Source organism: Chryseobacterium sp. (assembly GCF_022869225.1).
GTDB lineage: Bacteria > Bacteroidota > Bacteroidia > Flavobacteriales > Weeksellaceae > Chryseobacterium.
The window spans coordinates 1,708,934-1,723,442 of record NZ_JALIHL010000001.1 but is presented as its reverse complement, the minus strand read 5'-3'; the positions used below and the strand labels follow the sequence as shown (position 1 = coordinate 1,723,442).

At 37.7% G+C, this 14,509-nt stretch carries 14 protein-coding genes; 4 read left to right on the top strand and 10 right to left on the bottom strand.

What is annotated here, in order from left to right:
• Positions 1 to 30 precede the first annotated feature (30 nt).
• The 4 genes from MUW56_RS08045 to MUW56_RS08030 all read right to left on the bottom strand — a co-directional run bounded on the left by MUW56_RS08045 (position 31) and on the right by MUW56_RS08030 (position 6,620).
• Positions 31 to 1,140, bottom strand: coding sequence for a serine hydrolase (locus MUW56_RS08045; protein WP_292012702.1), 1,110 nt, complete (start codon positions 1,138 to 1,140; stop codon positions 31 to 33).
• Between the two features lie 241 nt (positions 1,141 to 1,381).
• Positions 1,382 to 2,092: a diphthine--ammonia ligase gene (locus tag MUW56_RS08040; RefSeq protein WP_292015391.1), complete on the bottom strand. Its 711-nt coding sequence runs from the start codon at positions 2,090 to 2,092 to the stop codon at positions 1,382 to 1,384.
• 37 nt (positions 2,093 to 2,129) lie between these two features.
• The gene (locus tag MUW56_RS08035) at positions 2,130 to 3,188 is read right to left on the bottom strand and encodes a hypothetical protein (protein WP_292012701.1); all 1,059 of its coding nucleotides are present in this window, start codon (positions 3,186 to 3,188) and stop codon (positions 2,130 to 2,132) included.
• 84 nt (positions 3,189 to 3,272) lie between these two features.
• The gene (locus tag MUW56_RS08030; protein ID WP_292012700.1) at positions 3,273 to 6,620 is read right to left on the bottom strand and encodes a methylmalonyl-CoA mutase family protein; all 3,348 of its coding nucleotides are present in this window, start codon (positions 6,618 to 6,620) and stop codon (positions 3,273 to 3,275) included.
• Positions 6,621 to 6,859: 239 nt separating this feature from the next.
• Here MUW56_RS08030 and MUW56_RS08025 point away from each other — a divergent pair, with 239 nt between their 5' ends.
• Positions 6,860 to 7,192 carry a hypothetical protein gene (locus MUW56_RS08025; RefSeq protein WP_292015390.1) on the top strand — a complete coding sequence of 111 codons (333 nt, stop codon included), beginning with the start codon at positions 6,860 to 6,862 and terminating at the stop codon, positions 7,190 to 7,192.
• Here the strand turns inward: MUW56_RS08025 and MUW56_RS08020 are convergent, their stop codons facing one another.
• Positions 7,193 to 8,290, bottom strand: coding sequence for a DUF3667 domain-containing protein (locus tag MUW56_RS08020; protein ID WP_292012699.1), 1,098 nt, complete (start codon positions 8,288 to 8,290; stop codon positions 7,193 to 7,195).
• 344 nt (positions 8,291 to 8,634) lie between these two features.
• On the opposite strand from MUW56_RS08020, the gene rplM reads away from it, so the two are divergent.
• The 3 genes from rplM to rpsB all read left to right on the top strand — a co-directional run bounded on the left by rplM (position 8,635) and on the right by rpsB (position 10,452).
• Complete coding sequence (gene rplM, locus MUW56_RS08015) at positions 8,635 to 9,090, top strand: 50S ribosomal protein L13 (RefSeq protein ID WP_027375420.1); 456 nt, start codon at positions 8,635 to 8,637, stop codon at positions 9,088 to 9,090.
• A 6-nt stretch (positions 9,091 to 9,096) separates the two neighbouring features.
• Positions 9,097 to 9,483 (top strand): 30S ribosomal protein S9, encoded by a 387-nt coding sequence (rpsI, locus tag MUW56_RS08010; protein WP_047373582.1) that lies wholly within the window; start codon positions 9,097 to 9,099, stop codon positions 9,481 to 9,483.
• Between the two features lie 207 nt (positions 9,484 to 9,690).
• The gene (gene rpsB / locus MUW56_RS08005; protein ID WP_002976219.1) at positions 9,691 to 10,452 is read left to right on the top strand and encodes a 30S ribosomal protein S2; all 762 of its coding nucleotides are present in this window, start codon (positions 9,691 to 9,693) and stop codon (positions 10,450 to 10,452) included.
• Positions 10,453 to 10,584: 132 nt separating this feature from the next.
• On the opposite strand, the gene MUW56_RS08000 is transcribed toward rpsB, so the two are convergent.
• From MUW56_RS08000 to MUW56_RS07980, 5 genes are all read right to left on the bottom strand, one after another.
• A complete protein-coding gene (locus MUW56_RS08000; protein ID WP_292012698.1) occupies positions 10,585 to 11,019 on the bottom strand; it encodes a DUF6759 domain-containing protein in 435 nt (144 codons plus the stop codon).
• Positions 11,020 to 11,025: 6 nt separating this feature from the next.
• The gene (locus MUW56_RS07995; RefSeq protein ID WP_292012697.1) at positions 11,026 to 11,730 is read right to left on the bottom strand and encodes a DUF6759 domain-containing protein; all 705 of its coding nucleotides are present in this window, start codon (positions 11,728 to 11,730) and stop codon (positions 11,026 to 11,028) included.
• 14 nt (positions 11,731 to 11,744) lie between these two features.
• A complete protein-coding gene (gene trmB, locus MUW56_RS07990; protein WP_292012696.1) occupies positions 11,745 to 12,422 on the bottom strand; it encodes a tRNA (guanosine(46)-N7)-methyltransferase TrmB in 678 nt (225 codons plus the stop codon).
• 95 nt (positions 12,423 to 12,517) lie between these two features.
• Entirely contained in the window at positions 12,518 to 13,291 is a 774-nt protein-coding gene (locus MUW56_RS07985; protein WP_292012695.1) for a DUF6759 domain-containing protein, read from the bottom strand.
• Positions 13,292 to 13,585: 294 nt separating this feature from the next.
• Entirely contained in the window at positions 13,586 to 14,377 is a 792-nt protein-coding gene (locus MUW56_RS07980; protein ID WP_292012694.1) for a hypothetical protein, read from the bottom strand.
• Positions 14,378 to 14,509 lie beyond the last annotated feature (132 nt).

The window sequence follows — 14,509 nt, the reverse complement described above, 5'->3', positions numbered from 1 at the left end:
TCCAATGACATTCGTAAGATCTAAAGATACTTAATTTTTCTGCTTAAGCTGTATCAATGTATTTTCAAGATGGTCCGTGATCTTTTTTACTTCAATATGCGGTCTGAAGGTCTGGGCTTTTCCTTTTTCCTCATCGGCAATATTAGACAGAATAATCACAGAGGTCTTTGTTTCCGGATAATAAATGTTCAGGGAAGGAGAACCTTTTATGTACCCGCTGTGAAAATAAGCTGCAGGTTTTCCTGTATTCAGCATGATTCCATAGGCATATCCCATTTTGCCAAAGATGGCATGGCGTCTTTCGGCACTCTGGGCCATAAACTGTTTAAGGGTTTCCGGTTTTAAGATTTTTCCGTTATAAAGAGCATCATTCCAGCGGTGAAGATCCTGAATGGTGGAAAGTATTCCTCCTGCAGGAATTCCTATTTCCTTTCCACCTAATCTTTTCGGCATATTCGGAACTTCTTCAGCGGTATTCCCGTTTCCAAGATAGGCGCTTGCAAAATTATTTCCAGTAAAACTATCTCCGGTGGAAGAACTGTCCATCCCTGCTTTTTTGAAGAGTTCCTTTGCATTCTCATCATAAGATTTTCCGGATACCGTTTCAACAATCTTTCCTAAGGCATTAAAACCGTCATTCGAATAGAAAAAGTCAGAACCGCTTTTAAACATCAGCTTTCCACCCAGTAGATTCAATCCTGAAGTGTGGTTCAGCAGCTGGTGAATGGTAATGTTTTCATAGTCCTTATTATTGAATTCCTTCAGGTATTTTGATGCTTTATCTGTAACATTGAGCTTTCCCTGTTCCATTTGAAGCAGAACCATTGCTGCGGTGAACTGTTTGCTTACCGAACCTATAGCAAAGACGGTATTGCTGTCGATCTTTATTTTTTTCTTAAAGTTGGAATACCCGCTTTCTTTTCTGTACAGCTGCAGGGAATCTTTAAAAACAGCAATACTTCCGTTAAAACGGTATTTTGTAAAGACAGAATCAATCTGCTGTTCTAAAAGTGTTTTCTGAAAAGCGGTGATAGTAGAGTCAATGACTGCTTTTTTATCAACAGGGGAAGCCTTGGGAGTTTCGGTTTTACAAGACAGTAAAAAACAGAAAAATAACAGGAATGCTAAATTTTTGATCACGGGTGTTTGTGTTAAATGTTATCAATAGTTTCCTAAAGATAGTGAAATCTTCAGGAGTTTCAAAGGGATGCAAAATGCATGCTAAGAATGACAAAGCATGTTGAATACATATGAAATCAGCACAAATGCACTCATAAAGAGATTCTTGTATCCGTGGCTAAAGCAAAATAAAAGGAGATTTCACTTTTGATATTATTTTCCGAGATTTGAATCTTGAAATCCCCCGGAAATAATGCTGAACTTATTTTAAAACCAGGTCGCTGAACCAGAAAATATATTCGCTATCCTCTTCTTCAGGTTCCGTTTTGGGCTTAGGATACGTTTTCTTTACCGTTTCTCCAATTTCAAACCGGATAGGGTTTTTAAAGACAGGGCCATCAAAAGTAAAAGTATGAAATTCCCCGTTTTCCCCGCATGGATCTACATTTTCGGGGAGATCATTAATGAAATCGTGATCGATAATCCGGCCTGCAAAACTTTTGTCCAGATAGGTCCCGTTCACACAGGTGACGATCGTTTTAAAACCAAGATCTAAGAATTCATGGATGAGGGCTGAGGTATCCTTCTTCCAAAGAGGGAAAACCGCTTTCATACCGATAGCATTTAATTGTTCTTCCCTGTATGTCCGAAGGTCTTCAAGAAAAATATCTCCGAAAATAGAGTGGGTAATCCCCTGAGCCTGTATCTCAGACATCGTTGTATTCATGATTTCCTGATATTCTTCCATGGAAGGCTCTTTCGGAAGCTCCATTTTTACCAGAGGAATACCGAGGGCTGAAGCCTGCTGCTCCAAAAGAGAGACATGAACGCCATGCATGGAAATCCTTTGAAACTCTTTATTGATACTTGTCAGCAGAGTACTTACCTCATACCGGTCTTCCTGTAACATTTTGTAAAGGGCAAGGGCAGAATCTTTTCCGCTGCTCCAGTTGAATAGGGCTTTTGGTTTCATGATATAATAAAAATCTCCCAAAAATAAGGAGATTTTGTTAATAATTTTTGTTCTGAATTTCTTTGACCGGAATAAATCCTCCATTGAAATAATCAATTTTCATTTCGAAAGGATAAGCAGGATTGGTCATGAGTAAAACTCCGATAGCTCCAAAAAATGCAGCTCCTGTTATCATCATGCTTCCTGCATTTGAATTCGACCTCATTTTTCCAATAAAATAATAATCCTGATCTCTTTTTTCAGCTTTTGTAAACAGCTTTTCTATGGAAAGGTAGATATAAGGCTCTCCTTTATAGACCACAGCATAGATGTCATCTTTCCTGATCTCTTTTTCTTTTCCGTCTACGGTCTCATAAATTCTTACAATTTTGGGAGCATTACCATAAAATTTGACACTGGAAATTTCTTTGTCCGGCTGTTGGTTTTGTAATGAATGGTATCCCTTGTATACCCCATCTTTCAATGGAGATATGCTGTAAAACGGGATTGATTCTTTTGCCGTATTATCAAAATTTTTAACCTGCTCATAAGTGTAGCGATGGGTGGCTTCCGGTTTTTTAGCAGCATTTTTGCGGATAAAATCAATCAGCATATCACTTCCTTTCTGAAGTGTTTCCCGGGTGACATCATTGGCCTTGTGATCAATTACCGTATCTGTTTGGTCAATCAGAGAAAAGGTTCCGTCCTCATTTTTTGAAAATAAATAGCTTTGGAAGTAACAATATCCATGCTCACTGAGTCTGGCCGTAATCTCTGCAAAATACAATTGCTTTAAGTAGAGAACCAGAGTGCCTCCTTCTGCATTTCCTCCATTGATGCTATTCAGAACACCTTGAAACTGACTGGAAAGACTGGTGGTGGGAATCACTTTGGCTTTAGCATTTAAAAGTCCCTGCTGTACAATTCCTAATGAAGCAGTGTCAGTTCTTTTATCAATAAGCTGGAGCGTTGTATAATAGCTTTTTTCCAGTTTTTTGGCGGGCAGGCTGATGGTAAATTCTTCAACTCTTTTTTGAGCAGATAAAATCAGGGCCAGGCAAGTGGTGAATAAAAGCGGGATTCTCTTCAAACTTTTTTTTAGGGTTATCGTTTTCATGAATTAGTTTTAGAATTAAAAATACAAAAAAACCTCAAAGAAATTCCTTGAGGTTTTAATTTATAATGCTTGGTCCGGTACGGATTACATATTTCTTCTGTATTTACCGCCCACTTCAAATAAAGCATTGGTGATCTGTCCTAAAGAACAGTATTTTACCGCATCGATCATTACTTCAAATAAGTTCTGCTGATTGATGGCAGCGTGTTGGAGTTTTTTCAGAGCTTCTTCAGACTTTCCGTCATTAGCCTTCTGGAAGTTGTGGAGCGCTTCAATCTGGGCCTGTTTTTCCTCTTCGGTAGAACGGATAACCTCTCCCGGAAGTACTGTTGGTGAACCGTCTTTCCCCAGGAAGGTATTCACCCCGATGATCGGATATTCTCCGGTATGTTTCAGCCATTCATAATGCATGGACTCTTCCTGGATTTTAGAACGCTGGTACATGGTTTCCATGGCTCCCAATACCCCTCCTCTTTCAGTAATCCTGTCAAATTCTGCATACACAGCTTCCTCCACTAAATCCGTTAATTCTTCAATGATGAATGATCCCTGAAGTGGATTTTCGTTTTTCGCTAATCCTAATTCTTTATTAATAATCAGCTGAATAGCCATTGCTCGTCTTACAGACTGCTCGGTAGGAGTGGTGATGGCTTCGTCATAAGCATTGGTATGCAATGAATTACAGTTGTCATAAATGGCGTACAATGCCTGAAGCGTTGTTCTGATATCGTTGAAATCAATTTCCTGAGCATGTAGAGAACGTCCTGAAGTCTGGATGTGGTATTTCAACATCTGGCTTCTTTCGTCTGCTCCGTATTTCAGTTTCATGGCTTTAGCCCAGATTCTTCTGGCTACACGTCCGATCACTGCATATTCAGGGTCGATACCGTTAGAGAAGAAGAAAGATAGGTTAGGAGCGAAATCATTGATATCCATACCTCGGCTTAGGTAGTATTCCACATATGTGAACCCGTTAGCCAGTGTAAATGCCAGCTGTGAGATTGGATTGGCTCCTGCTTCAGCAATGTGGTATCCTGAAATGGAAACAGAGTAGAAGTTTCTTACTTTTTCTTTGATGAAATATTCCTGAACGTCACCCATTAATCTCAGGGCAAATTCAGTGGAGAAAATACAGGTGTTCTGCGCCTGGTCTTCTTTTAAAATATCAGCCTGAACGGTACCGCGAACGGTAGCGATTGTTTTGGCCTTAATTTCGGAATACACATCAGCCGGAATAACCTCGTCTCCCGTAATCCCTAAAAGCTGTAGTCCTAAACCATTATTGGACGGAGGAAGTTCTCCATTATATTTTGGTCTTTCTAAACCTTTATCGTCAAATTTTTCTTTAAGCTTAGCCTCCACTTTCGCTTCTAAACCATTTTCACGGATGTATTTTTCAACATTCTGGTCGATGGCAGCGTTCATGAAGAATGCCAACAGCATTGGAGCAGGGCCGTTGATCGTCATTGAAACCGAAGTCAATGCATTCACAAGGTCGAATCCAGAGTATAGTTTTTTAGCATCATCCAAGGTCGCAATAGAAACTCCCGCATTTCCGATTTTCCCATAAATATCCGGTGGTAAAGCCGGATCCTGTCCGTATAATGTTACAGAGTCAAAAGCTGTAGATAAACGTTTTGCAGGCATTTCTGCAGAAACATAGTGGAATCTTCTGTTGGTTCTTTCCGGGCCTCCTTCTCCGGCAAACATCCTTGTAGGATCTTCCCCTGTTCTCTTGAACGGATAAATTCCGGCTGTATAAGGGAAGCTTCCGGGAAGATTTTCCTGTCCCTTCCATTTGATAAGATCGCCCCAGTCATTGTATTTTGGTAAGGCAATCTTAGGAATTCTCAGGTGAGATAAAGATTCTGTTGAAGTTTCCACTTTAATCTCTTTTCCTCTTACAAAATAAGAATAGAATTCTGCGTGGAAAGCTTTTTTCGTATCATCCCAGGTCTTTAGGAAGTCGATATTTTCCTGCTGAAGTTCTTTTTCCGCCTTTTGGTATTCCGACTCTAACGTTTCATTGGAAATAATATTTTTTATCCCTTCAATATGATACATTGTTCTGGCTAATTCAGCCTGTTTTTCAATGTTGGCATCATATTGTTTGTTGTTTTCAACAATTTCAGAAAGATAACGGACTCTTTTTGGAGGAATGATTGTTACTTCATCGGTAATTTCCTGTTCAACAAATGTATTTAAGTGTAATTCTGTAAATTTTTCATTGACTTTTGAAATGAGTCTGTTATAAAGTTCCGTTGTTCCGTGGTCATTGAACTGAGATGCCTTGGTGGCATACACAGGCATGTCTTCCAGCTGACTTTCCCATAAAAGATGGTTTCTCTGGAACTGCTTTCTTACAGCCTGAAGAGCATCAAGAGCTCCCCGTTTGTCAGATTTGTTTAATGCCACTAAATCCGCATAATCTAACATGTCAATTTTTTCCAGCTGTGTAGAGGCTCCATATTCAGGGGTCATTACATACATCGATACATCAGCAAAGTCAGACACTTCCGAACCGGACTGTCCGATACCTGAAGTTTCTAAAATGATGACATCAGGATGTGCCAGTTTCAATACATTCAATGCAGAGTGGATGAATGGAGAAACGGAAACGTTATTTTCTCTGGTGGCCATAGAACGCATATAAACTCTTGGATCATTGATCGCGTTCATACGGATTCTGTCTCCTAAAAGTGCTCCTCCGGTTTTCTTTTTCGAAGGGTCAATGGAGATAATGGCAATTTTTTTATCGGTATTGGAACGTAAGAAACGTCTTACCAATTCATCTGTTAAAGAAGATTTTCCGGCTCCTCCGGTACCTGTGATCCCAATGATTGGAATAGTAAGGTCTTTGGATTGCTCATCGATTGCTTTTACCAATTCCGGCTTTTCTTCCGAGAAATTTTCAACAGCAGAAATAACTCTGGCAATACTTGTTGAATTCTCAAATTTGATGGAGTCTAAATCTTCAGCCGTCACATCTTTTCCTGTAGCAAAATCTGATCTCTTTACCAAGTCATCAATCATTCCCTGAAGACCAAGTTCCCGGCCATCGTCCGGAGAATAAATTCTGTCGATTCCGTAAGACATCAGCTCTTTGATCTCTTCCGGAAGGATTACACCGCCACCGCCGCCAAAGATTTTGATCTGTGGTGAGTTTTTTTCTCTTAACAGGTCATAGATATATTTAAAATATTCGTTGTGACCTCCCTGATATGAAGTCAGTGCAATAGCATTGGCATCTTCCTGAATTGCTGTATTGACAACTTCCTCAGCTGATTTATCGTGTCCCAGGTGGATCACTTCGCATCCAGTTCCCTGAATAACACGACGCATAATATTGATCGCAGCATCATGCCCGTCAAATAAGGAGGCAGCCGTTACGATTCTTACTTTGTTGGTTGGAGTATATTTTTGGGTTTCCATAAAAATTTTAGAAAGTTTCTAAGTTTCCAAATATAATAATAAAAAAAGAACCCTGTGTTTGGTTTTAAATGTTTGATTGTTATCTATTTGTGTAATCGTATTTAATTAAAACTCCCCGGTTTTAGCTTGGAGAGTTCGGGAATGGACGGATTAGAATAAGGAGCAAGGATTTTTTCAAATGAGCACATCTTTAAATTGTCAAATTAAATTCTCTACTTTTGCAGAATATTTTTAGAGATATGCAAAAAGCTTTGATGTACTTTGGTTTAGGAACGGTAGTAAGCTTCCTGATCAATTATTTCTTTTTAAGTTCGCAAAATATCGGGCTGGATATGTATTATGCCATTGCTTTTGGCTCTGCCTGGGGCATTGCCTATTATCTGGATACCCCTGATTTTACACTGCCTCAGAAACTGGGGTTATCATTTGTAGGCATGGGAATTTTGGTTCTTGTGGGAACTTTAATTTTTACTATTGAATTGGCTATCCCTTCTATTCTGAAGTTTTCTACCGTATTTGTAGCTTATTATTTAATAGCAAGCTTTAGAGGAAATAAATCTCTCCGAAGCTGATTAATGAAGCATGATAAAACTGAGATACATCAGTACAAGCAGCATCAGAATCAATCCGATATAATTGATGATGAATAATAATGAACCTTTCAGAATGCTGACCCCTTTTCTTGTTTCATATACCCTGTAGTGGGCCACAAAGAAATAAACAGACATATAGGTGATCAGTGCCATGCAGCCTAAAATACTGAGTAAGGTGATTAAACTGTTGTCAGGCAAGAGACTGACAATTCTTTCTCCCACAATAACTAATAAGGTTCCTAACAACAGGAATGAAAAATAGTGAAGGGTAAATATGCCGTGATCAAAATACCACCATTTTTGTTTGTTATGGAACAGCCATAAAAAGAATGCGAAGACCGGAAGGTATATAAAAAGAGCTTTCGGAATCGTATGGATGAAGTTCTCTTTATACTTTTCCCATATCTGCTTTTTATTGAATCCTTCTTCTTTCAGGGCAAATACTTTTTTAGCGACCGGATGCGCAACCTTGTAGAGTCCGGTATTGTCTTTGGCCTGAAGAGCGTCATACTCTTTCATGCTGTAGGCATTCAGAATGGAGGCTTCTTCTGTATTCAGTGTACTTTCAATAATATCTCTGTGTCTTTCCTGTGTTGAATCCTGTAAAGTATCAACCATTTTTTTTGTGTGCGCCGCGGTTTCATTAGATAAAACGCCTTCTTTCCGCAGGTCTTCCAGAATGTCTTTTGAGAGGGCTTTCTTATCTTTTGCTGCTGTTACTTTAATTTTAATTTTATCTGGTTTGTCAGCTGTTTCTTTAGATTTTGGTAGTATCGCCGGAAGAAGGAATGTGATGAAACTGATAAAGATATATAATTTTACGGGAGCTACATACACTTGTCTTTTACCGGCAAGATATTCCTTGGTCAGTTTTCCCGGCCGGGTAAACAGATATTGTATGGTTTTCCAGAATTGCCCATCGTAATGGGTAAAGTCTTCGATGAAATGAGTAAAGAGAAAATGAAAAGGCTGCCTGCTTTCGATATTTTCCTGTCCGCAATGGGGACAGAATCTCTGTTCAACGTAATGCCCGCAGTTCAGGCAGGTTTTATCTTCTCTGATCTTTCCGTGGCTCATGACAACAGTTTGAGGCAAATATAATTATTTCATGGCATAAAATAATGATATCAATAAGCTTTTATGAAAATCATTGCATTGAAGTCAAAAAAAGAAAGAGTTGAGGGACCAAACTCTTTGCTTTACCATTTGTGTTTTTAGAATCGGCTACTCTTTTTTTTCATCGCTGCAACATTTTACAAGATTTGTGCCAAAGCATGGAACTGTGTTAAAATCTATTAAATGCGGGATTGAAAATGGATATTCTATAGATTAAATAAAATATGTTTTTCGGTTACAAAAATAATTTGTACCTTTGCACACCCTTTTAGGGGTAAATTATGTTTAATCTTTAACTAAAACGTGTGAATACATTAAGTTACAAAACTGTTTCAGCGAACAAAGCTACTGCTAATAAAGAATGGGTTGTGGTAGACGCTGAAGGACAGCCGTTAGGTAGATTAGCTTCTACGGTTGCAAAGATTTTGAGAGGTAAGCACAAAACGAATTTTACACCTCACGTAGATTGTGGTGATAACGTAATCGTTTTGAATGCTGGGAAAATTACACTTTCCGGAAACAAGTGGGCTGATAAGACTTATATCTGGCATACAGGATATCCTGGTGGGCAGAAGTCTATGACTGCGGCTGAACTTCAAAAGAAAGATTCTTTAAAGGTATTAGAGAAATCTGTAAAAGGGATGTTGCCTAAAAACAGATTAGGAGCTGCTATCCTTAAAAATCTTTATTTATATGAAGGAACTGAGCACAAACATGAAGCTCAACAGCCTAAAACAATTAATGTTAACGAATTTAAATAATTAATTATGTCTATAGTTCACAAAATCGGAAGAAGAAAAACTTCTGTAGCAAGAGTTTATGTAAGACCAGGTTCTGGAAACATTACAGTAAACGGTAAAGATGCTAAAGAATATTTCTCTACAGACGTGATGGTTTACAAATTAAACCAACCGTTTATCCTTTCTGAGACTGTTGGTCAGTATGACGTTACCGTAAACGTATTCGGTGGTGGAAATACAGGTCAGGCAGAAGCTATCAGATTAGGTATTTCAAGAGCTTTATGCGAAATCAACGCTGAGTTCAGATTAGCATTGAAGCCAGCTGGTTTACTTACAAGAGACGCAAGAATGGTGGAAAGAAAGAAGCCAGGTCAGAAAAAAGCAAGAAAGAGATTCCAATTCTCAAAACGTTAAGATTTGCTGTTGGCGAATGGCTATTGGCTATTGGCTACAGAAATGTACTACATTTTATTTAAACTTAATCTCGGCGAAAAGCAAATTGCCAAAAGCGAAAAGCAAACCGCCAATTGCCCGTTACGTTTAGCATCCAAACGCTTCTCCCATCTAAAGAAGTTGTTGATTGTTTAAAAGACGGAAAGTAAACTAACAAAAACAGAAAACATGGCAAAAGCAAATGTAAAAGACCTTTTAGAGGCTGGTGTACACTTCGGTCACATGACGAGAAAGTGGAATCCAAATATGGCTCCATACATTTTTATGGAGAAAAACGGTATTCACATTGTAGACTTACATAAAACAGCAGTTAAATTAGATGAAGCTTGCAACGCTTTAGAGAAATTAACTTCTGCAGGTAAAAAAGTTTTATTCGTAGCGACTAAAAAGCAGGCGAAAGAAGTGGTTGCAAAACATGCTTCAGAACTTAACATGCCTTATATTACAGAAAGATGGCCAGGTGGTATGTTAACGAACTTCGTTACTATCAGAAAGGCTGTAAAGAAGATGAATGCTATCGACAAAATGAAAAAAGACGGTACGTTCGAAACTTTATCTAAAAAAGAAAGATTACAAGTTGACAGACAAAGAGCTAACTTAGAGAAGAACTTAGGTTCTATCGCTGACATGGTTAGACTTCCTTCTGCGGTATTTGTAGTTGATATCTTAAGAGAACACATCGCGGTAACTGAAGCTAAGAAATTGGGTATTCCAGTTTTCGGTATCGTTGATACAAACTCTGACCCTAGAAAAGTAGATTTCGTTATCCCAGGAAACGATGATGCTTCTAAGTCTATTGATATGATTCTTAGCGTAGTTTCTGAGTCTATCAAAGAAGGTCAGTCTCAAAGAAAAGCTGACAAAGAAAAATCTAAAGAAGAAGGAGAAAAAGTATCTGCTGATACAGATGCTGATTTCGATGCAGAATAATTAAAGATTTTCTTTATTATAGAAAAAACGCTGGATTCTCGTCCAGCGTTTTTTTGTATTATAAATGGGTTAAAATGTCCAGATTTGGCTTGGTAAATAGAAATAACAAAGAGAGACAAAGACCCGATGCATTTAGTTGGAAAGCTTTATTGCATAAGAGCTTGTTATAAATTTTGTCGACTGATAGGTAGAATTACAAAGGATTCCGGACAGTCTGTAATTTTGATTTTTAGGAAGCATGGTATACCCTATTTTTCCGGCGGCTATAGGAATCTTTTTAAAGAAATTATTTCCGCTTACAGTAAGTACCATATTACAAGGAGACTTATTTTCTATAGAAATAGATGTCCTAGGGTTGGAAGGATCATCATTGTTAAGAAGATCATTAAGGACTTCTGCGGTTTCAGGTTTATAAGTCTTTATCAGTTCGTTATATTCTCTCTGTGTATTGGCTGCATTACCCGAATTATTAGAAGGATAGGGGTTTCTTACAGGATAACTGCCATAGTTGACACTACAGCTGGCCAGGATAAGAGAGAGCCCGGTAAGGACTAATAGCTTTTTCATAGCAGTTTATTTTTTGCTTTTCTTTTTTTCAGATGTTTTTACAGGAGCGGTTTCCCGGGTTTCTGACGCTTTGCTCTTATCAGTTTCTGTCTTTAGCGGGCCGGGATTATCAATCGTTACAAATATACTTTTTTTAATCTCCTTTTGGGAAAAGTATTTCAGGTCACAAACATTGCTGTTCAGAGTATAAGAGCCTTTATTGATGATAATGAAGTTTTCTCCGTGAGCAGGAACAGCTAAGTTATAGTAATCCTTTCCTTCAATCCTTAGAACAATATTGCAGTCAGAATTATTTTTAAATAAAAGAATGGCTTCTTTTCTGGTAATATCTTCACTAAGCATTGCATTGAGAAGTTTGACCGTCTTTTCTTTATGTTCAGCAGATGTTTCCGCTATTAATCTTTTGAATTCCTCAGCATCAGAAGAGTTGGGATTTCTCATAGCACTTTTGGGAATATCAGAGATGACAGGCCTTGCTTCCATGGGTCTGGCATTGCGGGCCCCTTTGGTCCACTCAGCATTTTTCAAGGCAATAAGCTTAGGTTTCAGCACACTTCTTTTAGGATCGTCGGGATGTGCTTTCTTCAGATACTCTTCAATTTCCTTGATGTTTATACTTTTAAGGATATCTTTACTGCTTTTTTGTGCATAGGTAAAAACCGGGAACAGGAACGTGAAGAATAAAATCGTTAAACAATTTTTTTTCATCATTATAAGTTATTTCATCAGCTGATTCGGAATTTGATGTAAGTAATAGTCTTCCCTTTCGCTGAAAACAGTTCCTCATAATAGGTTTTGATATCCCTTAAATGTTCGGTATTAGGGTCATATTCCGGGGCACCATAGATGTCATGGTGGGCGGTAAGGATTTCATAACCTGCCCCCTGCAGGTAGCCTAAGGTATATCCGTGTAAAAATTCAGAATCAGTCTTTAAGTGGATAATACCACCCGGTTTCAGAAACTTTTTATATCGGTTTAAGAAGTCAGGATGGGTCAATCTATGTTTGGTTCTTTTATACTTGATCTGTGGATCAGGGAATGTAATCCAGATTTCATCCACTTCATTTTCAGCAAAGAAATGGTCAACAAGTTCAATCTGCGTTCTTAAAAAAGCGACATTATTCATATTGTTCTCCACTGCTTCTTTGGCACCGAACCAGAATCTGGCCCCTTTAATATCAATCCCGATAAAGTTTTTTTCAGGAAAGGTCTTTGCAAGCCCTACAGAATATTCCCCTTTTCCACAGCCTAATTCCAATACAATTGGGTTGTCATTTTTAAAAAAATCCTTTCTCCAGTTTCCTTTCAGTTCAAAGCCATTCAAGGCATCTTCTCTTGTAGGTTGGATAACGTTTGGTAATACTTTGTTTTCTGCAAATCTTGCTAATTTATTCTTGCCCATGAGTCATTTAAAATGACTGCAAAAATAGTAAAATTTACATAGAGTTTTGTTTTTTAAAGGGAAAAGAGATCCTAAGAAGGTGTTTAATATCCTGATTATTGAGATACTGCACTTCCGAGTGCTACCATGATCGGTCGCTGGACTGTTTTTTGTGAAGCGTACTGAGCACCGCAGACAAGACTGGTGAAAAGGTACTGTCCTTTTTCTATCACGATCGAGCTTTCTCCTTTGGCAGGTACTGCAAGTCTGTATTTAATGGTTCCTACACTTTCCATTCTGACAATAATATTACAGTCCGATTTATTTTGAATCAGAACAATACATTCTTTGGTATTAGGGTCATTATCAAATAAGGAATTAAGAATTTTAACGGTTCTGTTCTGATGTTCTACCGGAGATACAGCCATCAGCATATTGAATTCCTCTGCTTCAGCATCAGGAACAGCTGTATTAGCTGTGGTATTCACTACAAAGGTGTTTTGAGTATTGCTTGGGGTGAAAACGGCAGTATGATTTTTTGCGGCGAGTTCTGCTTTGTATTTTGCGATCTGTTTCTGCTTGATGATGGCATTCATTTCATCAAAACTGATCTTTGTAGAGGGTCTTCTTCTCAACAGGGCAAGCATTTCCTGCATGTCTTTTACTTTCTGATCCTCAGGATGTGCATTTTTAATGTATTCTTTCATCATGTCCATGACCCGTGGTTTCAGTACCGATCTTCTTGGGTCATCAGGATGAGCATCCCTCAAAAAAGCATTGATTTCGTAAATATTATTGCTTTTCAAAATATTCGTGTAGTCTTTCCCCTTTTTTTGGGCAGACAAACTGAAAAACAGTACCGAACTAAGAAGTAAAAGTATTTTTTTCATTAATAGATATTAAGTTAAAAATTTGGCACTTTTCCTTAATTTGCGTTTGGTGGTGATTAGTTTTTAATACGATAACGAAATATTACAGGTTTTATTTTAAACACTTAATTGTGACATAAATTTATAAATATTTTTGAGTATTATCGTGTTTTTTGCTGTAAACTTTAAAAGATCTATACATTGTATTAAAGTGAGGTATAATAAAAAAACAATCCATAGCGTATTTTCTATGGATTGTTTTTTAGGGTATAAGTTTATTTCTCTGAAATGATGTCTTTCAGGAAAATGAGAATTTTATTTATTGACGATCTCCTGTAGGTGTGAATTTCTTAGCCTTCTCTGATAAATAGGAAGATATTTCTCAATAGGTATTTTGATGGCTTCAAAGTTTCCAGCCAATACATAAGCTTGGATGTTTTCAGAGGTATAAACGAATTGAAGGAAGTTGTCTATTAAATTTTCAGGAATTTTAAATTTCAGAAAATAATCTTTACCTAAATAATTTTTGATCTGGGTTACCGAATTATTCATATTTTCATACGCCTGGTAACGTTGTTTCTTTTTCCTTTCTCCGGAAAGAATATCATAAATGCTTTCCAAGCTGAAGGTGAGCCCACCATCCCTTAATCCGGCCACCGGAAGTTCAGGTGGATTACCGTCTCCTTTAGGCTCAGGAAGACCGATCACTTTTTTAATTGCAAGGCTCTTATCTTCTTTTCTGATTGAGTTCACATCATATCGGAGATTTCCGGTCGGTTTGAATCTGCTGAGTACAATTTCCTGGATCTCATAATAGGCTATTTTAAGCTCAACCAGATTTTTCTGATCGATGATCTGAGGGGTAAGCTTAATATCTTTCCGCTCTGTAACAATGGAAGTGAAACGGATAACATCTCCCGGGTTGGCAGGGATATTAAAATTACCGTTATAATCTGTAAGAACAGTCTTTTGCGTATTCAGATTGGTCACATAAACCTGGTTGAGATACAAAATCGAATTGTCTCTTAAAAATACCTCTCCAGAATATATTTGAGCATTGATCTTTGCCAGAAAAACCAATAGCAGTAGAGTAAACAGTTTCTTCATATAATCGGCAAAATTACACAGAAATACAGCAATTTCTTACTAATAAGATAAAGAAAACAGGTTAAAGTTATATTAAACTTTGACAGTAAATTGTTAATGAGTGTTATAAATTTATGATCTAAGTAAAAATGA

Bases quoted from the DNA above. Each gene is read 5' to 3' on its own strand.
- rpsI (WP_047373582.1), top strand. From the start codon at position 9,097: ATGTCTATAGTTCACAAAATCGGAAGAAGAAAAACTTCTGTAGCAAGA.
- MUW56_RS08020 (WP_292012699.1), bottom strand. From the start codon at position 8,290: ATGAGCCACGGAAAGATCAGAGAAGATAAAACCTGCCTGAACTGCGGG.
- MUW56_RS08030 (WP_292012700.1), bottom strand. From the start codon at position 6,620: ATGGAAACCCAAAAATATACTCCAACCAACAAAGTAAGAATCGTAACG.
- MUW56_RS08000 (WP_292012698.1), bottom strand. From the start codon at position 11,019: ATGAAAAAGCTATTAGTCCTTACCGGGCTCTCTCTTATCCTGGCCAGC.
- rpsB (WP_002976219.1), top strand. From the start codon at position 9,691: ATGGCAAAAGCAAATGTAAAAGACCTTTTAGAGGCTGGTGTACACTTC.
- MUW56_RS07995 (WP_292012697.1), bottom strand. From the start codon at position 11,730: ATGATGAAAAAAAATTGTTTAACGATTTTATTCTTCACGTTCCTGTTC.
- MUW56_RS07980 (WP_292012694.1), bottom strand. From the start codon at position 14,377: ATGAAGAAACTGTTTACTCTACTGCTATTGGTTTTTCTGGCAAAGATC.
- MUW56_RS08040 (WP_292015391.1), bottom strand. From the start codon at position 2,092: ATGAAACCAAAAGCCCTATTCAACTGGAGCAGCGGAAAAGATTCTGCC.
- MUW56_RS08035 (WP_292012701.1), bottom strand. From the start codon at position 3,188: ATGAAAACGATAACCCTAAAAAAAAGTTTGAAGAGAATCCCGCTTTTA.
- MUW56_RS08025 (WP_292015390.1), top strand. From the start codon at position 6,860: ATGCAAAAAGCTTTGATGTACTTTGGTTTAGGAACGGTAGTAAGCTTC.
- MUW56_RS07985 (WP_292012695.1), bottom strand. From the start codon at position 13,291: ATGAAAAAAATACTTTTACTTCTTAGTTCGGTACTGTTTTTCAGTTTG.
- trmB (WP_292012696.1), bottom strand. From the start codon at position 12,422: ATGGGCAAGAATAAATTAGCAAGATTTGCAGAAAACAAAGTATTACCA.